Below are 19,469 nucleotides of genomic sequence, written 5' to 3'. Positions count from 1 at the left end.
ACTCTAAAACAATTAATTTGTGTGGGGGTCTTGTTTTTTTTTTTTCTCCCCCCCCCCCAACCCTTCCCCCCCCACCCCGCCGCGGGGGGGCCCCCCCCCGTGGGAGCGGCCCGGCCTTCCGGGTCCTACTTCCAGCCGTTGATGTGCGCGAAGCCCTCGCCGCCGCCGATCACGTCGGTGGAGGTGGCGGCGCCGCCGCCGAAGCCGCCGGCGATGACGTCGCTGGTGTGGCCGACGCCGAAGCCCGCACCGGCCGCGAACGGGTGGTCGCCCGAGGCGACGAACTCGCCGCCGCCCGCGAAGCCGACGTGCGCGAACGCCGGGGTGGCGGCACCCGCGAGCGCCAGCGCGGCGGTGGCGGTCAGTGCGGCCTTGGCCAGCTTGCTCTTCATGGAAATGCCCTCTCTTTCGGAGCGCCCCGGCGGGCGCTGCCTCTGACACGTGATCACATCCGGCCGTTCGGGCCGGCACCCCACGCGCCGGTCCGAACGCCCGCTCACCCGGCCGGTCCGCGCCTGTTCGGCGGCGGCCGGCCGGACACCTCGCCCGTGGCGCCCGAAGCACCCGTAGCGCCCGGAGGGCCCGGGGAGACGTACCTCCCCGGGCCCTCCGTCCGTGCCGTGCCCCTTGATCAGCCGATCAGGTGCGAAACGCCCGCGTCGCCCGAGGACTGGGTGTTCTGGCCGACGTTGCAGATCTGCTTCGGGGTGCTGTTCAGGACGGGCACCTCGACCGGAACCGCGACGCCGATCACGGCGACGGCGATGTTGTGGACCTCCGGCAGGCAGATGTTCGCGTTGTCCAGGGTGTGGAAGTTCGGGCTGCCGTTGCCGTGGGTGCCGGTCTGGTTGGTGCCGCCGTTGCCCTGGACGGAGGTGGCGGCGCCGTCCGAGTCGACGATGGCGGAGGCCGAGCCGGCGGACATCGCGATGGCGGCGGCGGCCAGGCCGGCGGCGGCGAGGGACTTCTTGATCATTTCCGGTTTTCCTCTCGAGGGGTGAATCGGGGAGCGATTCGAAGGGTGGTTCAGGGGGAGTGCAGCTGGGGGAACGGTCAGCCGATCAGGTGGGACACGCCCGCGTCGCCGTGGCTCTGGGTGCCCTGGCCCTGGGTGCAGTACTGCTTGCCACCGCTGTTGGCGATCGGGACCTCGACCGGGACGGCCACGCCGAGCACGCCCACCGCGATGTTGTGGATCTCGGGGAGGCAGACGTTCGCGTTGTCCAGGAAGTGGAAGTTCGGGCTGTTGTTCCCGACCGTGCCGGTGAAGTTGGTGCCGCCGTTGCCCTCGATGGAGGCTGCGGCGCCGTCCGCGTCACCGATCGCCGAGGCGGGCGCGGCGGCGGCGGCCAGCGCGGCGACGGCCAGGCCGGCGGCGGCGAAAGACTTCTGGATCATGGGAAGATCCCTCTCTGAAATGCTCTTGGTTTCCGTGCGTACAACGCGTAGAACGCTCAGACCCGGTCTGCAGTGACTGACGTCCAGATCAAAGAATGACGGCACGGAAGGTTACGGGGATTTTTGAAAAGAGTCCGGGAGGCGCGTCGAAGAGTGGTTTCCGGTCGGATTATTACGCCGAACCGGTTAACCGCCGCAATCCGTGCTCACGGTCACTCGTTGAGGCAGATTGCTTTCCGGCTGCGCCCCGCAGCCCCTCCCTTCAGGGATCTCCAGTACGGACAGGCAGAACGGTGAAAAGCATGAAGTTCTCCAAGCGGGCCGGCGCGATGCTGTTGGCGGTCGGTGCGGGCATGCTCGCCTCCCAGGGAGCGGCCAGTGCCGCCCCGGTCAGCCCCGACCAGGTCGGGGCCCTGGAGGACAAGCTGGCCACCCAGCAGGTCCCGGCGGACGTGCCGCTCACCCCGCTCGGCAGCCGCGTCACGGCCGGCATCCCGACCTCGCTGCTCCTGCCGCCGGCGCCCGGCCGCACCACCAGCACCGAGCTCGTCCCGGACCGGCTGGTCCCCGGGCTGCAGACCGGGAAGGTCGGCCCGAGCGCCAAGGCCCAGCTGCCGCTCCCGCTGGTCGACCAGGGCGCCGACCTCGGCCAGGTGCTGCTGGAGGCCCCGGCCTCGCCGCTGCACGCCGACACCCCCGGCCTCGCCGTCGGCAAGCCGCTCGCCCTCGTCCAGGACGGCACCGGCCAGCTGGCCGACGGCCGGCTCAAGGTGGGCGAGGTGGACCCGCGACTGGTCACCGGCACGGTGCAGGCCGTTCCGGGTGCCACCGCCAGCCTCGGCGACGACGACCACCCGATCTCGGTCACTGACAAGGTGGGCGACCTGGCCGCGACGACCACCGCGACCACCACCGGCGTGGTGCAGCAGACCGGCCTGACCGACCTGACCCAGCTCTGAGCCCAGCGGCTCCGGGCACGGTGGAGCCCGGCACCCCGGATGCGACCGGGGTGCCGGGCTCCCGCCTGCGCCGGGCGGCTCAGCCCGGCAGCACGCCGGTCAGCCCGCCGACCAGCGGGAGGTCCCGGATGCCGCCGCCCGCGCTCAGCGGGCCGGTCAGACCGCCGGTGCCGACCGGGGCCAGGCCCTGGTCGGGCTTGACGGTCGCGCCGTTGTTGAGCACGTCGGCCGAGGAGTTCGCCCACGGGTCCAGGCGCAGGTCCTTGACCGGCGCGAGTCCGTAGCCGAGGCCGGAGGTCGTCCCGTTCAGGGCCTGGCCGACGTCGGTCTTCGCCAGCTTGGCCGGGCCCGGCGCGGGGGCCGAGCCGGTCGTGGTGGCGGCCTGCGCCGAACCCGCGCCGAGCAGCATCGTGGCGCCGACGGCGACGACCAGGCAGGCCCCGCTCTTCTTCGAAACCATGCGGATCACCCTTCGGTGGATCGGGGGCCGGACGGCCACCGGCCGCCCGGGGATGCCGAACTGCCCCCCGGCCGGCTGGTCGGGGGGCAGTACGGCCGGAACGGGTGCCGATCGGGGATCAGCAGTCGTCCGCGGGCGGCGGGGGGAGCTCCACGTTGGCGCAGCTGTTGCCGAAGGCCGGGTTCAGCAGGCCGATGACGTTGATGGAGTTGCCGCACAGGTTGACCGGGATGTGCACCGGGATCTGGACCTGGTTGCCGGAGACGACACCGGGGGAGCCGGCGGCCACGCCCTCGGCGCCGGAGCTGGCGGCGGCGGACCCGGCCGCGCCGAGCACCAGGCCGGCAGCGGCGGCGGACAGGACGGCGGCCTTCTTCACGTTCTGCATGGGGGTTGATCTCCTCGATCACACACGGGTGGAGCGTGCCGCGCCCCGGCGTCGCGGGGCGCGGCACTCGGTGAATCAGCTGTCGCCGGTGCGGCGACGGCCGGTTCAGCCGGCGTTGACGCAGGTGTTGCCGAACGCCGGGTTGAGCAGGCCGATGATGTTGATGGAGTTGCCGCACAGGTTGATCGGGACGTGCACCGGGATCTGGATCTGGTTGCCGGAGAGCACGCCGGGGGAGCCGGCGGCCACGCCCTCGGCGCCGGAGCTGGCGAACGCACCGCCGGCGGCACCGAGGACCAGGCCGCTGGCGGCCAGGGACAGGACGGCGGCCTTCTTGAAGTTGCGCATGTCTTTCCTCCGTTTTCTGCCCGACGGATGGGAAATGTCGGGAGCCGGGCGAGCACGAATACTCACCCGCTGGCTTCTGGGGATTGCCGTGATTGTCACTCCGGCGGCGCACACCGGCGTGTTTCGCCCATGGCTCGGGCGTCGACGCGGCCGCCGCGTTGTTCCAGCACCTCGCGAACAATTCCCGCACGGCCGGGAGTGGTTCGGGCAGAGGTGCGACCAGGGGAATTCCCGGTCAGGCGCTGAGGCAGTTGTTGCCGAACGCCGGGTTCAGGAGGCCCACCACGTCGATCGAGTTGCCGCACACGTTGAGCGGGATGTGCACGGGCACCTCCACCGAGTTGCCCGAGACCACGCCGGCCGAGCCGGCCGCGACACCCTCGGCGGACGCGCCGTGCAGGTGGTGGGCGGACGCGACGCCGGCGCCGGCGGCGAGCAGGGCGGCGCTGGCCGCGGTGCCGACGACGCCGTGGGCGAGCTTGCGCATGGGCGGTACTCGATTCGTGTGAAGGGGACGGGGTGGATCGTGTTCCGCCAGAGAGAACGAGGCACCGCGCGAGGGGAAACGGTCCGGTCCGCTGATCACCCGAATGCCGGTCGCCGTGCGCGTTGGGCCGGATGGGTGACAGTGGGTCCGCCGTCGCAACCGGTCCGGGTGGGTGTCGTTCTTGATGTCGCACTCCCCGTGCATCTCTGTATGAACAGTCAGGAGGCTCGTATGAGCATCAAGAAGACCGCCGCCGTCGGCGCGGCCGTGGTGGGCATCGTGGCCGCCGGCGCCGGCACCGCGATGGCCAGCTCCGGCGCCGAGGGTGTCGCCGCGGGTTCCCCCGGTGTCATCTCGGGCAACCAGATCCAGGTTCCGGTTCACGTGCCGATCAACCTGTGCGGCAACACCATCGACATCGTCGGCCTGCTGAACCCGGCGTTCGGCAACCACTGCGCCAACGTGGGCTGATCCTGCTCCCGGTTCGGCCGGCGTGAGCCGCCGTTCCGCGCTTCCCTCCTGGGGCGCGGGGCGGCGGCTCTCCGTATGTCCGGGGGTGTGTCGGGGCGTCAGGTTCCCGTGGTGTCACAAGCCTTGTTGCGTTACTTGTCAGTACCTAGAATATGAGACCTGCTCACCTTTCTTGCTCCGCGCCGCTCGGCGCCCGGCCGGGCGGCCCCCCACCCCCCCCCGCAAGGAGTCGCGTGTGATCAGGTCCCGACTGACAGCGGCGCGGCGGCCCCGGACGGTGGCGCGCCGCTCCCCGTACGGCGCACTGCTCGCCACCGGCGCCCTCGTCGCCGCCCTCGGCCTGGCCGGTGCCCCAGCCGCCCTCGCCGACCCGGCCCCCGCGGCCGGCGCCACCCGCCCGGCCGCCATCGTCGCCCTCGGCGACAGCGCCATCTCAGGGGAGGGCGCCGGCACCGACACCAACGACGGCTACTTCCCGGAGACCGACAGCCCCACCAACTACTGCCACCGGCACCCCAAGTCGGAGATCTTCGTCACCGACATCCCCGGGGTCACCCCGATCGACCTCGCCTGCTCCGGCGCCCAGACCGGCGACCTGGTCAGCGACCCCGAACTCGCCAAGGTCACCGGCTCCGGCAGCGGCGACTTCGGCGAGCCCAAACAGGACGTCAAACTCGCCGACGCGGCGGGCAAGTACGACGTGAAGATGGTCGTCGTCACGATCGGCGCCAACGACGACTTCGACTTCAGCGGGATCATGATGCACTGCCTCGCGCAGTACTTCCCGATCCCCAAGAGCCAGGGCTGCCGCGACACCATCGGCAGCGACGAGATCGTCCAGCGCGCCAAGCGGGTCCAGCCGAAGGTCGTCGCCGCGCTCCAGAACATCCGGCAGACCATGCGGAAGGCGGGCTACGCCGACTCCTCGTACCAGCTGGTCTACCAGTCGTACTTCAATCCGATCACCCCGGACATCCGGCACAACGACTACCTCGGCAAGGTCGCCGACGGCTGCCCGGCCTTCCCCGAGGACCTGGCCTGGGGCCACAACTGGGTGGTGCCGACCTTCAGCGACGCGCTGCGCGGCGCCGCCGAGCAGGTGCCCGGCGTGCGCTACCTCGACCAGCGGCGGGTCGCCTTCGGCCACGAGGTCTGCGCGGAGTGGACCAGTTCCCCGTACGAGTACAGCAACGGGGACGTCATCAACCTCGCCGAGTGGGCCCGCAACGGCTGCGACTCGCAGATCGGCATCCCCGGGCTGTGCATGAACATGGTCCGCCAGTCGTACCACCTGCGGGTGGCCGGATACCGCGGCGAGGGCGTCTGCCTCGGCCAGTTCTTCGCCAAGCCCGAACTGGCGCAGGCCTACTGCACGCTCAACCAGCAGAACACCACCTCCATCCAGCCGCTCACCCCCGGGCAGCCGTTCGCGGACGTCCCCGAGGACGGCTCCTGGTACCAGCTCACCAACGCGGCCAGCGGCAACGCGCTCGACCTCACCGGCGGCGGCACCTACGGCGACTCCACCAACGGCCGGGCCGCCATCACCTATCCGGCCACCGGCGGGCTCAACCAGTCCTTCGTCCTGGAGGCCAAGGCCGGCGGCAGCTACGAGCTCGACTTCAGCGGCAACCGGGACATGTGCCTGGACGCCAACGCCGCCTCCACCGCCGCCGGCACCCGCATCCAGCAGTGGCGCTGCAACGGCGGCGGCAACCAGCACTGGATCCTCAAGCCGGCCGGCGGCGGCCGCTACAAGATCGCCGACTCCCAGGATCCGACCAAGGTGATCGCCCCCGGCACCACCCTCGACGCCAACGGCAACCCCGCCGTCGAACTCGCGACCGACACCGGCGCCGCGACCCAGCTCTGGCAGCTCACCAAACTCGGCATCGTCTACCTCCACGGCTGATCCCCGGCCCCTCCGCGGCGCCGCCCCCACCGATCGCGGGGGGGCGGCGCCACGGGGTTTTCGGGGCGGGCGGGCGTTCGCGGGGCAGGTGGGGACGTGCCGTAGGCTCACCTGAAATCGCTGCGCCGTAGCCGCGCGGACCACCAGCGTGGCGGGGAGTACCCAGAGCAGATGAGCACGGCATCGAGCACCGAGTCGTCCAGCACCGAGCCCGGCGCGCCCGTGGCGCCGGAGGTGGAGCGGTCCGCGGACCGCTCCGAGGAGCGGGCGGCCCGGCGGCCCGGGCGGTTCGGCGCCCTGGTGGAGCGCTTCGCGCCCGCGCTCGGGGCGTACGCGGTGGTCAAGGCCATCGGCCTCACGGTCTTCATGCTGCTGCTGTCGCACACCGGGGACTACCTCAAGAAGAGCCCGGGCCGCGGCGGCGGCGCCCAGCCGTGGGACGTGCTGGGCACCTGGGACGGCGTCTGGTACCAGCGGATCGCCGAGAACGGCTACGACCCGCAGCTGCTCCCGATGCACGGCTGGCCGATGGCCTCCGTCTACGAGAACTCGGCCGCCTTCTTCCCGCTCTACCCGTGGCTGATGCGGCTGGTCGGCGCGGTCACCGGGCTCGGCCCGTACGGCTCCGGGATCGCCGTCTCGGTGATCGCCTCGCTCGTCGCGGCGGCGGGGATCTTCGCGATCGCGGAGCGGCTCGGCGGCTTCCGGGCGGGCGTGATCGCCGCGGTGATCTGGGGCCTGTTCCCGGGTTCGGGGGTGGAGTGGGCGGTCTACTCGGACTCGCTGTTCGTCGCGCTGTCCGCCTGGGCCTGCTACTGCGTGATGACCCGCCACTGGCTGACGGCCGGTGTGCTGGCGCTGGTGGCGGGCCTCAACCGGCCGACCGCCGCCGCGCTGATCGCCGCGGTGTCGATCGCCGCGCTGGTGGCGCTGGTCCGGCGCACCGACGGGGTGGCCCGGCCGCTGACCGCGATGCTGATCACGCCGTGGGGCCTGATCGGGTACGTCGTCTGGGTCGGCTACCGGATGGGCGACTGGGGCGGCTACTTCAAGCTCCAGCGGGGCGCCTGGAACCGCTACTTCGACGGCGGCGCCTCCACGGTCCGCACCGTCATGGACGTGATCACCGGGCACTGGAACTTCTGGCAGTCCAACCCCACCCCGGACCTGATCGCGATCGCCCTGCTGATGGCCCTGCCCGGACTGCTGGTGCTGCTGTGGCGCACCCGGCCGCCGCTGGTGCTGGTGGTCTACACGGTGCTCACCATCGCCACCGCGCTGAGCAGCAACCAGATCTTCGGCAACATCTCGCGCTACCTGCTGCCGGCCTTCCCGCTGTTCATCGGCCTGGCGGTGGCGCTGCGCCGGGTGCGGACGTCCTCCCTGGTCGGCCTGTTCGCGATGCCGGTGGTGGCGGCGGGCTGGTACGCGGGGTATGCGCTGTTCGAGTTGGGCATCCCGTAGACCCGGGGTTGGTTGCCAACGGGATCATCCAGCAGCGGACGGGCCGTTGCTAATCTCGGACGTATGACGACGACCCCGCCCGTGCGCCAGATCCGTGACATCTCCGGCCTGCTGGACCACGCGAGCCACGTGCTGGCGACCCGGATGGCGGCCGCCTTCACCGAGCTCGGGATCACCCCCCGCGCGTACTCCGTGCTGTTCCACGCGCAGGAGACCGAGCGCACCCAGATCCAGCTGGCCGAGCTGTCGGACCTGGACAAGACCACCATGGTCGTCACCGTGGACGAGTTGGAGAAGGCGGGCCTGGCCGAGCGCCGCCCGTCCGCGACCGACCGCCGGGCCAGGATCATCTCCGTCACCGAGGCGGGCGGGCGCGCCGTCGAGCGGGGCACCGCGATCGCCGACCGGGTGCACCGGGAGGTGCTGGAGTCGCTGCCCGGCCCGGAGCGGGACGTGTTCGTGTCGGCGCTGACGCGCCTGGTGGACGGGCCGCTGGCGGAGCCGGTGGAGAGCGAACGGGCGGTCCGCCGGGCGCGTCGCGCCCGGACGAACTGACGCGAGGTCACATCCCTTCGCCCCGGCCGCCGTTCGGTGGGCGGGGCGAAGGGTTCCGGGAAGTCCTACGGCCAGACCAGGCAGTACAGCTGGTGCCCGGCCTCGTGCAGCCGGTTGGCGAAGTCCTGCCACTCGTGCAGCATGCTGTAGATCACGAAGGCGTCGCGCGGTCCGCGCCGGTCGGGGACGGTGGACCAGATGAAGGCGGCGGCACCGAGTTCGGTCTCGTCGGCCTTGCGGAGCGGTTCGACGACGTTCTGCGGGAGTTGGACGACGGCGTAGTCGGGGTGCAGCACGACGAGTTCCAGCGGCGGGACCTGGTGCAGCGGGACGCCCTGGATGCCGGTGAGGACCATGGCGCTCATGGTCTCCGGCTTGATCTTGGTGGAGAGATGGCCGTTGGGGGAGCCGCTGGTCTCCATCAGGTCGCCGAGCCGCCCGAGCGAGCCGAGTTCGCCGGCGTCCAGGCCGAGCCCGCCCGGTCCGAGGGCGGTGGGGACTCTGGCGGCGGTGGCGCGGTCCGGTGCGCCGAAGTACTTGTACGTCACCCCCACGCGTCCCTCACCCCGCCTCTCGCCGCCGCGGCGGCCACGACCCGTGCCCGCTCCCTTACCCCCGCGTGCGGTTTCGGCGGGCCTGCGGGAGCCCCCCGCAGCCTCGTCGTAGCCGTCCTGCGCCTCGGACACTCGGACCATCCTCACCGGAATTCGCCGGAATCGACAGACCCCCGCACGTCCGGCGTCCCTCCGGACGTGCTCCTTACCCGTCATGCGCCGCCGTACCCACTCGCGGTACGCGGCAGTCCTCTCCACACCCCTGCACACAACCGGAACACTTGCGCACTCTGAGTGCACAGTCTGACTGGTCCGTGCTCCGGAGCAGTCAGCGGCCCCGTCTGTACGGACAACCGTACAGACAACGGTGCCCGGATCATCGTTCCAGATGATCGGGTCCGACATGCAGAGCTCAAGGACACGATTTGAGACCATGTCTCCCGTGAGCTACCCCTACGAAGCCCCCCAGTCCCAGTCGCTGTTCGACCGCGCCTCCGTCGTGACGCCCGGCGGCGTCAACTCCCCGGTGCGCGCCTTCCGCGCGGTCGGCGGCACGCCGCGCTTCATGGTGTCCGGCACCGGCCCCTACCTCACCGACGCCGACGGCCGCGAGTACGTCGACCTGGTGTGCTCGTGGGGCCCGATGATCCTCGGCCACGCGCACCCCGCGGTGATCGACGCCGTCCAGCAGGCGGTCACCCGCGGCACCTCCTTCGGCACGCCCGGCCAGGGCGAGGTCGAGCTGGCCGAGGAGATCGTCGGCCGGGTCGCCCCGGTCGAGCAGGTCCGCCTGGTCTCCTCCGGCACCGAGGCCACCATGTCCGCGATCCGGCTGGCCCGCGGCTTCACCGGGCGCGCGAAGGTGGTGAAGTTCGCCGGCTGCTACCACGGCCACGTGGACGCCCTGCTGGCCGCCGCCGGTTCGGGCGTGGCCACCTTCGGCCTGCCGGACACCCCGGGCGTCACCGGCGCCCAGGCCGGCGACACCATCGTGCTGCCCTACAACGACCTGGCCGCCGTCGAGCAGGCCTTCGCCGCCCACCCGGGCGAGATCGCCTGCGTGATTACCGAGGCCTCGCCCGGCAACATGGGCGTCGTCCCGCCGCTGCCCGGCTTCAACGCGGGCCTGGCCCGGCTCTGCCGGACGAACGGCGCGCTGTTCGTCTCGGACGAGGTGATGACCGGCTTCCGCGTCTCCAAGGCCGGCTGGTACGGCCTGGAGGCGGCGAACGAGGGCTGGGCGCCGGACCTGCTGACCTTCGGCAAGGTCATGGGCGGCGGCTTCCCGGCCGCGGCCTTCGGCGGGCGCGCCGACGTGATGGCCCACCTGGCCCCGGCCGGCCCGGTCTACCAGGCGGGCACCCTGTCCGGTAACCCGATCGCCACCGCGGCCGGCCTGGCCCAACTGCGCGGCTGCACCGACGAGGTGTACGCGACCGTGGACAAGGTCGCCGCCGAGATCTCCGGCCTGGTGTCGGAGGCGCTCACCAAGGAGGGCGTGACGCACCGGCTGCAGACCGCCGGGAACATGTTCTCGGTGTTCTTCACCGAGGCCGCCGTCACCAACTACGACGAGGCCAAGACCCAGGAGGCGTACCGTTTCACCGCCTTCTTCCACGCGATGCTCGCCGAGGGCGTCTACCTGCCGCCGTCCGCCTTCGAGTCCTGGTTCGTCTCGGCGGCCCACGACGAGCGGGCGATCGAGCGGATCGCCGCCGCCCTTCCGGCCGCCGCCCGCGCGGCCGCCGCGGCCTAGGCCCCGATCCATCCCTGCGAGCCCCAGGAGTACTGAGAAGTGAGCGCCAAAGAGATCACCGTCGTCCATCTGATGCGGCACGGTGAGGTGCACAACCCGGAGGGCATCCTGTACGGGCGCCTGCCGGGCTACCGGCTGTCCGAGCTGGGCCGGGAGATGGCCGAGCGGGTCGCCGAGGACCTGGCCGGCCGGGACATCACCCACGTGGTGGCGTCCCCGCTGGAGCGGGCCCAGGAGACCGCCGGGCCGATCGCCAAGGCGCACGGTCTGGACGTCGCGGCGGACGAGCGGCTGATCGAGGCGGACAACATCTTCGAGGGCAAGACCTTCGGCGTCGGTGACGGCTCGCTGCGGAACCCGGGCTACTGGAAGTACCTCACCAACCCGTTCAAGCCCTCCTGGGGCGAGCCCTACCTGGACCAGGTGGTGCGGATGATGGGCGCGCTCGGCGCCGCCCGGGACGCCGCGCGCGGGCACGAGGCGGTCTGCGTCAGCCACCAGCTGCCGATCTGGATCGTCCGCTCCTTCGTCGAGCGCCGCCGGCTCTGGCACGACCCGCGCCGCCGGCAGTGCTCGCTGGCCTCGCTGACCAGCTTCACCTTCGAGGGCGACAAGATCGTCTCGGTCGGCTACCGCGAGCCGGCCCGCGACCTGCTGCCCGCGCACCTGATCGGCAAGGGCGGCAAGGACAAGCCGGTGGGCAAGAGCTTCGGCGCGTGAGCCCGCGGGGCCGTTGGTAAACCCCGCGTAAGTATGGGATCGGGCCGCCCGGCGAGAGCCGGGCGGCCCGACTCCGTCACAGGTCAGAGGGGGTGCGACGCGCTAGGGAGGACCCCGGCGAACCTGCCCGGAACTCCATGCGAAACTTTTCACATGTCTGCCATGGCGCGCCCCCGTCCCCGTGTCGCCGCAGCCGCCGCCACTGTCGCCGCCGCTGCGCTCGTCCTCACCGGCTGTTCCTCCTCGGGCTCGTCGGGCAGCGGCGAAGGCCAGGTCGGCTTCGTCACCGTCAAGGGGACCAACCTGTCGAAGGTGGACATCGGCAAGCGCGGGAGCGCGCCGGACATCTCCGGGGAGACCCTGGACGGCGGCCAGACCAAGCTCTCGGACTACCAGGGCAAGGTCGTGGTGCTGAACGTCTGGGGCTCCTGGTGCGGGCCGTGCCGGGCCGAGGCGAAGAGCCTCCAGGCCGTCTCGGAGAAGTACAAGGACCAGGGCGTCCAGTTCCTCGGCGTCAACACCCGGGACAGCGACAAGACCAACGCCGTCCGCTTCGAACAGGAGCAGGGCGTCACCTACCCGAGCATCTTCGACCCGGCGGGCACCCAGCTGCTCAAGTTCCCCAAGGGCAGCCTCAGCCTGCAGTCGCTCCCGACCACCCTGATCGTCGACCGCGACGGCAAGCTGGCCGCCCGCGCCGTCGGCGGCACGACCCAGGACGCGCTGGAGTCGATCCTCCAGCCGGTGGTCGCGGAGCCGAAGCAGTGAGCCTGCCGCTACAGCTCGCCGACAACACCGGGACCCTCCAGAGCGGGGCACTGCTGGTGGCCGCGCCGATCGCGCTGGCGGCCGGGCTCGTCTCGTTCTTCTCGCCCTGCGTGCTGCCGCTCGTCCCCGGCTACCTGTCGTACGTGACCGGCTTCTCGGCCGCCGACCTCGCGGACGCCCGCGGTGCGCGGCGCGGCCGGATGCTGCTCGGGGCGACGCTGTTCATCCTCGGTTTCACCGCGGTGTTCGTCTCGGGCGGGGCGCTGTTCGGCCAGTTCGGCGACACCCTCCAGGCGCACAAGCGGGTCATCTCGATCGTGCTCGGCGCGCTGACCATCGTGATGGGCCTCGCCTTCATGGGCCTCGTCCCCGGCCTGAGCATGCGCGAGGTGCGCTCCCACCGCCGCCCGGCGGTCGGGCTGCTGGGCGCCCCGCTGCTCGGCATGGTGTTCGGCGTCGGCTGGACGCCCTGCATCGGCCCGACCCTGGCGACCGTCCAGAACCTGGCCCTGAACCAGGCCGACGCGCAGCGCGGCGCCCTGCTGATGACCTTCTACTGCCTGGGTCTGGGCGTACCGTTCATCGTGGCCGCGCTCGCCTTCCGCCGGGCACTGGGTGCCTTCGGCTGGGTCAAACGGCACTACCCGCTCGTCATGCGGATCGGCGGCGGCATGCTCGTCGCGGTCGGTCTGCTGCTCGTCACCGGGGTCTGGGACTCCATGATGAGCGAACTGCAGTCCTGGACCGCCGACTTCTCGATCGGAATCTGACCGTGAGCAAGACCACGACCGAGGCCGAGCTGCCCCCGGCTCCGGACGACGCGGCCGCCGAGCGGCTCAGCACCGCGCCGGTCGAGTCCGAGGGCCCGACCGGCATAGGGGTGCTGGGCTGGGCGCGCTGGATGTGGCGCCAGCTGACCTCGATGCGGGTCGCGCTGATCCTGCTCTTCCTGCTGTCGCTGGCCGCCATCCCGGGCTCGCTGATCCCGCAGTACCAGAACGGCCAGGGCCTGCTCAAGGTCGAGGCGTGGAAGACGCACCACACCACGGTCGCGCCGATCTACGAGAAGCTCCAGCTGTTCGACGTCTACAGCTCGGTCTGGTTCTCCGCGATCTACATCCTGCTGTTCGTCTCGCTGGCCGGCTGCATCGTCCCGCGCACCTGGCAGTTCGTCGGCGTGCTGCGGGCCCAGCCGCCGGCCGCGCCGCGCAACCTGACCCGGATGCCGGTCTACGCGGCCTGGCGCACCGAGGCGGACGCCGACGCGGTGAACGCCGCCGCCCACCGGCTGCTGCGCAAGCGCCGGTTCCGCGCCAACCTGGCCGGCGGCTCGGTGGCCGCCGAGAAGGGCTACCTGCGCGAGGTCGGCAACCTGCTCTTCCACATGTCGCTGTTCGCGCTGCTCGGCGGCTTCGCCTGGGCCAGCCTGGCGTCCGGCACCGGCGGCAAGCTGATGGTCGAGGGCGAGGGCTACTCCAACACCATCACCCAGCTCGACGACTTCAACGGCACGCGGTTCTACGGCACCGAGGACCTCGACCCCTTCTACCTGAAGCTGAACGGGTTCACCGCCAAGTTCCAGGACAAGGGCGACCAGATCGGCGCCGCCCGGCAGTTCACCGCGAACGTCGAGTACACGGCGGGCGAGGACACCTCGAAGCTCAAGCAGGGCACGATCGAGGTCAACCACCCGCTGGAGATCGGCGGCAGCAAGGTCTTCCTGATCGGCCACGGCTACGCGCCGGTCATCACCGTCAAGAACGGCAAGGGCGACGTCGTCTACCGGGGCGCCGTGCCGTTCCTGCCGCAGGACGGCAACCTGACCTCGACCGGTGTCGTGAAGGTCTCCGACTACGGCGTCGGACCGGACGGCAGCTCGACCCAGATGGGCTTCTCCGGCTTCTTCCTGCCGACCGCGCCGCTGAGCTTCGAGGGCACCGGCCCGGTCTCGCTCTTCCCCGGCGACGCCGCCCCCGAGCTGGTGCTGAACGCCTTCGCGGGCGACCTGGGCACCGACTCCGGCCTGCCGCAGAACATCTACCAGCTCAACACCCGCAAGCTGACCCAGCTCACCCAGGACGGCCAGCCCGCCAAGGCCCGGCTCAAGCCCGGCCAGGCCTGGGACCTGCCGGACGGCTACGGCAGCGTCACCTTCGAGGGCTACAAGCAGTGGGCCAGCTTCAACGTCTCGCACCGCCCGGGCAACACGATCGCCCTGACCGGTGCGGTGCTGGCGATCCTCGGCCTGATCGGCTCGCTGTTCGTGCAGCGCCGCCGGATCTGGGTGCGCGCGGTCGCCCTGCCGGGCGGCGGCACCCAGGTGGAGCTGGCCGGTCTGGCCCGCAGTGAGTCGGCGAAGATCGCCGAGGAGCTGGCCGAACTCGCGGTGGACCTCCAGGACGACGCCCCGGCGTCGGAGGACGAGGACGCCGCCGCACCCGGAGGCCCCGCGCCCGAAGGCCCCACAGCCGAAGGCCCCGCGGCTTCGGAAGCACCCGCAGAACCCGCAGTCCCTGCCGACCAGAACTCCAAGGAGTAGACGGTGCATCTCGCCTCGGGGGTCGACCCACAGCTGGCCGACCTCTCCAACAAGCTGATCTATTCGGCGATGGTGGTCTACACGCTCGCCATGTTCGCCCACATGATCGAGTGGACCTTCGGCAGCAAGGGCGCCGTCGCCGTCCGCTCGACGGAGCAGTCGGGCAGCCTGTCCGAGACCGTCGCCGGAACCAAGGGCGCGAAGAAGGTCACCGTCACCGTGGCGGGGGCCGGCGGCGGCACCACCACGCTCACCCGCACCGCCCTGGCGGGCGAGGGCGCGACGGTGGTCACCAGCGGGCGCGGCGCGGACGAGGAGGACGGTCCGGGCGCGGCCGGCAACAGCACCCGGGCCGACCTGGCCGGCCGGATCGCGGTCTCGCTCACCGTGCTGGGCGCCCTGCTGCACGCCGGCGGCATCGTCACCCGCGGCCTCTCGGTCTCCCGCTGGCCGTGGGGCAACATGTACGAGTTCTCCTGCGCCTTCGCCTTCGCCATGACGGCGGCGTACCTGGTGCTGCTGGCCTCGAAGAAGAACGTCCGCTGGCTCGGCCTGCCGGTCGTGCTCGCGGGGCTGCTGACCCTCGGCATCGCCACCACGGTGCTCTACACCGACTCCGAGCAGCTCGTCCCGGCGCTGCACTCGCCGTGGCTGGCGATCCACGTCTCGACCGCGATCTTCTGCGGCGGCGCCTTCTACGCGGCGTTCATCGCCACGCTGCTGTACCTCGGCAAGGACTCCTTCGACAAGCGGATCGCGGCCGGCCTGACCACCGGCCCGCTGGGCACCCCGGCGTCGGTCTGGCGCCGGCTGCCCGCCGCGTCCACCTTCGACAAGCTGTCCTACCGGATCAACGCCCTGGTCTTCCCGCTCTGGACCTTCACCATCATCGCGGGCGCGATCTGGGCCGAGGCGGCCTGGGGCAAGTACTGGGAGTGGGACCCGAAGGAGACCTGGTCGTTCATCACCTGGGTCGCCTACGCCTGCTACCTGCACGCCCGCGCGACGGCCGGCTGGAAGGGCCGCAAGGCGGCCTACCTGGCGCTGGCGGCCTTCGCCTGCTGGCTCTTCAACTACTACGGCGTGAACATCTTCGTCACCGGCAAGCACTCCTACGCGGGGATCTGACCGGGGCACACAGTCACCCACCGGCCCGGCTCTCCGCAGAAGGTAGCCGGGCCGAGGTGCGACAGGGGTAGTTCGTGCCGGCCGCCGGCCGGCACGGGGAGGAACGAGGAGGAAATCGCGCAATGGAGTGCGACGAGGTCATGCTGACCGTCCGAATCACCGCCGCCGAGCGCACGTTGCTCCGCCGGCTCGCCCAGGGACACCGCAGCGACGTGTCCGAGGTGGTGGCCGACGGCCTGCTGGACATCATCCCCACGCTCAGCTCGCCGGTGGACGCCTACCGCCTGCTGGGCGCCCTGGCGGCGCCGGCACCGTGCGCGCTGACGGTCTGGCTGCCGACCCCGCTGGCCGACCTGCTGGTGCCCGGCGCGGCGCGGATCGCGCAGGTCACCGAGGTCCGGATCGGGTCGGCCAGCGCGATGCTGGGCGCGGCGCTGCGGCTCTGGCTGGCCCAGGACCCGGTCCGGCTGGCCACCAACCTCAGCGTGATGCACGCCGGTCGGCCGTCGGCGCTGGTCGCCGCCTAGCGGGCGGTTGAGGGGGCCCAGGGGGGCGCTCAGGGGAGGTTCGGGGGGAGGTTCGGGGGGAGGCCGGTTCAACTGGCCAGCGGCAGCCGGGGGCTGCCGATGCCCTGGCCGGCGGGGCGGTCGTCGAAGGCCTCCCGCCGGGCGGGCACCGTCGGCGGCTCGCCCGGTCTGTCACCCGCTCTGTCACCCCGTCTGTCGGCCGGCCTGTCCGCCGATCCGTCGGCGGGCCCGTCGATCGGCTCGGTGAGCAGCCGGCAGTCGGCCGCCGTCCGCCCGTCCTGGACCAGCAGCACCCGGACGGGCAGCCGGCGGCCGTCCGGCGCCTGCTCGTGGACCGCCCGGACGAGGCAGGGCCGGTCCAGCTCGATGTAGTGGTCGAAGGACGTCACCAGCTCGACCGGCACCACCGGTTCGGGGTGGCGCAGCCGCTGGGCGGCCTGCCGGGCGGCCTCCAGCACCAGCATCCCGGGCACGTGGTCCAGCTCGTGGTCGAACAGCACCGGGTGCCCGGCGTCGGTGCGCAGCAGCCAGGTGTCGGGCCGCAGGGTGGGGCTGAGCACGACGTCCGCGGGCTGGGCGCGGCCGACCAGTTCGGGTGCGGTGGGCGCGGGCGGCCGGGGCAGGGTGGTGGACCGCCGCTCGGGGCCGCGCAGCCGGGCGTAGGAGGCGGGGGAGACGACCCGCAACTGGCCGGAGCCGTGGCCGACCGGGTGGCCGTCCCGGGATATGTCGATGTGCACCCGCAGCGAGACCAGCCGCCCGTGCCGCATCCGGACGTCCTCGCAGCCGACCGCGAGCATCAGCGAGGCCGGTCCGGTGGTGACGGCCAGGCCGCGCAGCCCGTCCGGGCCGAGCGCGTAGGAGAGGTCCTCCATGACGAAGTGGTGGCCGCGCGGCACCCCGAAGCCGGCGTGGCCGATCAGCAGTCCGGCCTGCCGGATGGTCTCGGCCATCAGCACCGGGTCGTGGAAGCGGTCCCCGGGCAGGCGGTAGAAGGCGTGCAGCCGGGGCCACTGGGCGCCGAGCAGGAAGTCGTACGGACCGGTGGCCTGCCAGCCGGTGAGGAACACCTCGGACACCGAGGTGCGGTGCACCAGGTGGCGGGAGACGGTCCGCTCGTGGAAGTCGTAGCCGGGACCGGGGTGGGCGTACGGACCGTGGGCGTCCGGCTCTACGATCAATGGCATGACGGGCCCTACTCCAGGGTGGCGGTCGAGCGGCCGGTACGGCCGCCTGAAACAAAACATACAGACCACCCGGTTTCTCTTCTGCGTCTGGGGTGGCCCCTGCCGCGCAGCCCGACGCGACCACGCTACCCGGCCTCTGGACTGGGGTAATGGCCACCCAGGGGGTGGCAGGCCCGGGGTGGGGGTGCTCCCCGCTGGACGGCGGGGTCGGCGAAGGAGCTAGATTAGATACCAACCATGCGGTTTCGGTCGGCGCCGTCCGCATGCGAGGCGTCGCCCCCAACGGCGGCGCGCTGACAGCAGCGGGGCGGGCGGGGGGAAACGCGTCCGGCCGAGTCCGGAGGGGCCCAGTGGTCAAGCAGGAACGCGCGGGGCGGACCAGGCGTGCCGTGCTGCTCGCCGCGGCGGACACGTTCGCCGGCGTGGGCTTCGAGGCCGCCAGCCTGGTCGACATCAGCCGCCGGGCCGGGGTGAGCAAGGGCGCCCTCTACTTCCACTTCGTCTCCAAGCAGGCCCTCGCCGACGGCGTGCGCGCCGCCGCCGGGCGCGAGATCGGCTCGGCCGCGCTGCGCGCCCTGCGCTCCGGCGGACCGGCCCTCCAGGGCCTGATCGACTTCTCGCACGAACTCGCCCGGCTGCTGCGCGAGGACGTGATGGTCCGGGCCGGCGTCCGGCTCGGCCGCCAGGGCCCGCCCCGGGTCGACACCCCGGACGGCCCGCCCGGCGCGGACACCGCCTGGCGCAGCCTCACCGCCGTCGTCCACCGACTGCTGGACCGCGCCGCCGAGGCCGGCGAGCTGCGCCCCGGGCTGGACCGCCGGGCCGCCGCCGAACTGCTGACGACGATGGCGGCCGGCCAGGTGCTGCTCGCCGCCGAGGAGGTCGACCGGCCCGGACCGGAGGCCGTCGGCCGGCTCTGGGCGGCCGCGCTGCCGGCCCTGGTGGCGGTGGAGCACTGCGCCGGCTACCGGCTCTGAGCGGTGTTCCGGGCGGAGGGCTCCGGCAAGCGCCCTGCGAGGCGCCCTAGGAGGGCACGCGCTCGGCGACGCTCAGCCGGGCGAGCGCGTGCGGCTGGACCAGGCCGGGCAGCACCAGCGTCCACAGGTCGGACATCCGCTGGATGAGGTCCCGCCGGTCGGTCAGCACCTGGGAGCTCAGCTGGATCCCGGTGACGGCCCCGGTGATCACCCCGGCGGCGGCCGCCAGGTCGATCCCCGGGTGGAGGTCCCCGGCGTCCCGGGCGCGTTCCAGCAGCCCGCGGGCCACGTCGGACCAGCCCTGGTAGGCGGCGATCTGCGGCTGGGTGAAGCTGCCGTGCTCGATCGTCAGCCGGATGCTGCCGCGCACCAGCGGATCGTCCTGGAGGGCGTGGGCGAAGGCGTACCCGAGGTCGATCAGGGTCTGCACCGGGCTGTCCGAGGACGGCTGCCAGGTGCCCAGCCAGGCGCCCTGCCCCTCGATGACGGCGAGCGCCAGCTCCTCCTTGGAGCGGAAGTGGAAGTACAGCGCGCCCTTGGTGACACCGGCCCGGTCCAGGATCTCGGACATCGTGGCGGCGGCGTAGCCCCGCTCGTCGAACACCTCGGCCGCCGCGAGGAGTACCGTCTGGCGGGTCGCCAGCGCGCGGGCCTGCCTGGCCATCGCAGCCTCCCTGGATAGTTCTGGTCCATCGGCAGCGGCCGATCCTATGGGGGCCGACGGGGCGGCGGGCCGCATACCGTCCAGTAGGTATTCTACCGAGCCGCGCCGGGGCGGAACGGACACCCGCTGGTCGGACCGGCCGGGCCCGGTGGCTCGGGCCGCCGGGAAGGCCGGAAGGCCGGCCACCCGGATGGGGTGACCGGCCGT

The 19,469-nt window shown here is 72.1% G+C and carries 23 protein-coding genes; 13 read left to right on the top strand and 10 right to left on the bottom strand.

Annotated features, from left to right (window positions below; genetic code table 11):
* Nucleotides 1–125: 125 nt before the first annotated feature.
* From ACFVTF_RS33725 to ACFVTF_RS33715, 3 genes are all read right to left on the bottom strand, one after another.
* The gene (locus tag ACFVTF_RS33725; RefSeq protein WP_371518314.1) at nucleotides 126–392 is read right to left on the bottom strand and encodes a hypothetical protein; all 267 of its coding nucleotides are present in this window, start codon (nucleotides 390–392) and stop codon (nucleotides 126–128) included.
* A gap of 239 nt (nucleotides 393–631) precedes the next feature.
* Nucleotides 632–976, bottom strand: coding sequence for a rodlet layer protein (locus ACFVTF_RS33720; RefSeq protein ID WP_121174808.1), 345 nt, complete (start codon nucleotides 974–976; stop codon nucleotides 632–634).
* Between the two features lie 77 nt (nucleotides 977–1,053).
* Nucleotides 1,054–1,398, bottom strand: a complete 345-nt coding sequence (locus tag ACFVTF_RS33715) for a hypothetical protein (RefSeq protein WP_030232098.1) — start codon at nucleotides 1,396–1,398, stop codon at nucleotides 1,054–1,056.
* A 302-nt stretch (nucleotides 1,399–1,700) separates the two neighbouring features.
* Here ACFVTF_RS33715 and ACFVTF_RS33710 point away from each other — a divergent pair, with 302 nt between their 5' ends.
* Complete coding sequence (locus tag ACFVTF_RS33710) at nucleotides 1,701–2,357, top strand: hypothetical protein (protein ID WP_387817849.1); 657 nt, start codon at nucleotides 1,701–1,703, stop codon at nucleotides 2,355–2,357.
* A gap of 79 nt (nucleotides 2,358–2,436) precedes the next feature.
* Here ACFVTF_RS33710 and ACFVTF_RS33705 read toward each other — a convergent pair whose 3' ends face one another.
* The 4 genes from ACFVTF_RS33705 to ACFVTF_RS33690 all read right to left on the bottom strand — a co-directional run bounded on the left by ACFVTF_RS33705 (nucleotide 2,437) and on the right by ACFVTF_RS33690 (nucleotide 4,040).
* Entirely contained in the window at nucleotides 2,437–2,817 is a 381-nt protein-coding gene (locus ACFVTF_RS33705; protein ID WP_387817848.1) for a hypothetical protein, read from the bottom strand.
* 118 nt (nucleotides 2,818–2,935) lie between these two features.
* A complete protein-coding gene (locus tag ACFVTF_RS33700; RefSeq protein WP_387817847.1) occupies nucleotides 2,936–3,205 on the bottom strand; it encodes a chaplin in 270 nt (89 codons plus the stop codon).
* Nucleotides 3,206–3,310: 105 nt separating this feature from the next.
* Entirely contained in the window at nucleotides 3,311–3,553 is a 243-nt protein-coding gene (locus tag ACFVTF_RS33695; protein ID WP_387817846.1) for a chaplin, read from the bottom strand.
* 235 nt (nucleotides 3,554–3,788) lie between these two features.
* Nucleotides 3,789–4,040, bottom strand: a complete 252-nt coding sequence (locus ACFVTF_RS33690; protein WP_363374899.1) for a chaplin — start codon at nucleotides 4,038–4,040, stop codon at nucleotides 3,789–3,791.
* A gap of 231 nt (nucleotides 4,041–4,271) precedes the next feature.
* Between ACFVTF_RS33690 and ACFVTF_RS33685 the strand changes: the two genes are divergently transcribed.
* From ACFVTF_RS33685 to ACFVTF_RS33670, 4 genes are all read left to right on the top strand, one after another.
* On the top strand, nucleotides 4,272–4,511 hold the full coding sequence (locus ACFVTF_RS33685; RefSeq protein WP_387817845.1) for a chaplin: 240 nt from the start codon (nucleotides 4,272–4,274) through the stop codon (nucleotides 4,509–4,511).
* Nucleotides 4,512–4,746: 235 nt separating this feature from the next.
* Nucleotides 4,747–6,423 carry an RICIN domain-containing protein gene (locus ACFVTF_RS33680; RefSeq protein ID WP_387817844.1) on the top strand — a complete coding sequence of 559 codons (1,677 nt, stop codon included), beginning with the start codon at nucleotides 4,747–4,749 and terminating at the stop codon, nucleotides 6,421–6,423.
* Nucleotides 6,424–6,594: 171 nt separating this feature from the next.
* On the top strand, nucleotides 6,595–7,887 hold the full coding sequence (locus ACFVTF_RS33675; protein WP_387817843.1) for a glycosyltransferase family 39 protein: 1,293 nt from the start codon (nucleotides 6,595–6,597) through the stop codon (nucleotides 7,885–7,887).
* Nucleotides 7,888–7,950: 63 nt separating this feature from the next.
* On the top strand, nucleotides 7,951–8,442 hold the full coding sequence (locus ACFVTF_RS33670) for a MarR family winged helix-turn-helix transcriptional regulator (RefSeq protein WP_387817842.1): 492 nt from the start codon (nucleotides 7,951–7,953) through the stop codon (nucleotides 8,440–8,442).
* A 65-nt stretch (nucleotides 8,443–8,507) separates the two neighbouring features.
* On the opposite strand, the gene ACFVTF_RS33665 is transcribed toward ACFVTF_RS33670, so the two are convergent.
* Nucleotides 8,508–9,137 (bottom strand): hypothetical protein, encoded by a 630-nt coding sequence (locus tag ACFVTF_RS33665; RefSeq protein WP_371518320.1) that lies wholly within the window; start codon nucleotides 9,135–9,137, stop codon nucleotides 8,508–8,510.
* A 292-nt stretch (nucleotides 9,138–9,429) separates the two neighbouring features.
* Between ACFVTF_RS33665 and hemL the strand changes: the two genes are divergently transcribed.
* The 7 genes from hemL (at nucleotide 9,430) to ACFVTF_RS33630 (ending at nucleotide 16,434) form a co-directional block, all read left to right on the top strand.
* The gene (gene hemL, locus ACFVTF_RS33660) at nucleotides 9,430–10,752 is read left to right on the top strand and encodes a glutamate-1-semialdehyde 2,1-aminomutase (protein WP_387817841.1); all 1,323 of its coding nucleotides are present in this window, start codon (nucleotides 9,430–9,432) and stop codon (nucleotides 10,750–10,752) included.
* Nucleotides 10,753–10,824: 72 nt separating this feature from the next.
* Entirely contained in the window at nucleotides 10,825–11,472 is a 648-nt protein-coding gene (locus ACFVTF_RS33655; protein WP_079136296.1) for a histidine phosphatase family protein, read from the top strand.
* 162 nt (nucleotides 11,473–11,634) lie between these two features.
* The gene (locus ACFVTF_RS33650; protein ID WP_371518322.1) at nucleotides 11,635–12,240 is read left to right on the top strand and encodes a TlpA family protein disulfide reductase; all 606 of its coding nucleotides are present in this window, start codon (nucleotides 11,635–11,637) and stop codon (nucleotides 12,238–12,240) included.
* Entirely contained in the window at nucleotides 12,237–13,010 is a 774-nt protein-coding gene (locus ACFVTF_RS33645) for a cytochrome c biogenesis CcdA family protein (RefSeq protein WP_371518324.1), read from the top strand. The genes ACFVTF_RS33650 and ACFVTF_RS33645 overlap by 4 nt, the downstream gene beginning before the upstream one ends.
* A gap of 2 nt (nucleotides 13,011–13,012) precedes the next feature.
* Entirely contained in the window at nucleotides 13,013–14,779 is a 1,767-nt protein-coding gene (locus tag ACFVTF_RS33640) for a cytochrome c biogenesis protein ResB (protein WP_387817840.1), read from the top strand.
* 3 nt (nucleotides 14,780–14,782) lie between these two features.
* Entirely contained in the window at nucleotides 14,783–15,907 is a 1,125-nt protein-coding gene (gene ccsB / locus ACFVTF_RS33635) for a c-type cytochrome biogenesis protein CcsB (protein WP_063348874.1), read from the top strand.
* Nucleotides 15,908–16,047: 140 nt separating this feature from the next.
* Nucleotides 16,048–16,434: a hypothetical protein gene (locus ACFVTF_RS33630; RefSeq protein WP_371518327.1), complete on the top strand. Its 387-nt coding sequence runs from the start codon at nucleotides 16,048–16,050 to the stop codon at nucleotides 16,432–16,434.
* A gap of 68 nt (nucleotides 16,435–16,502) precedes the next feature.
* Here ACFVTF_RS33630 and ACFVTF_RS33625 read toward each other — a convergent pair whose 3' ends face one another.
* Nucleotides 16,503–17,621, bottom strand: a complete 1,119-nt coding sequence (locus ACFVTF_RS33625; RefSeq protein WP_371518328.1) for a ScbA/BarX family gamma-butyrolactone biosynthesis protein — start codon at nucleotides 17,619–17,621, stop codon at nucleotides 16,503–16,505.
* A gap of 350 nt (nucleotides 17,622–17,971) precedes the next feature.
* Between ACFVTF_RS33625 and ACFVTF_RS33620 the strand changes: the two genes are divergently transcribed.
* On the top strand, nucleotides 17,972–18,598 hold the full coding sequence (locus tag ACFVTF_RS33620; RefSeq protein WP_371518330.1) for a ScbR family autoregulator-binding transcription factor: 627 nt from the start codon (nucleotides 17,972–17,974) through the stop codon (nucleotides 18,596–18,598).
* A gap of 46 nt (nucleotides 18,599–18,644) precedes the next feature.
* On the opposite strand, the gene ACFVTF_RS33615 is transcribed toward ACFVTF_RS33620, so the two are convergent.
* On the bottom strand, nucleotides 18,645–19,262 hold the full coding sequence (locus ACFVTF_RS33615) for a ScbR family autoregulator-binding transcription factor (RefSeq protein WP_350878465.1): 618 nt from the start codon (nucleotides 19,260–19,262) through the stop codon (nucleotides 18,645–18,647).
* Between the last annotated feature and the right edge of the window lie 207 nt (nucleotides 19,263–19,469).

The organism is Kitasatospora sp. NPDC057940 (genome assembly GCF_042887425.1).
Classification (GTDB): Bacteria; Actinomycetota; Actinomycetes; order Streptomycetales; family Streptomycetaceae; genus Kitasatospora.
The sequence above is the reverse complement of the archived record's forward strand: the minus strand, read 5'-3'. Positions and strand labels throughout refer to the sequence as shown.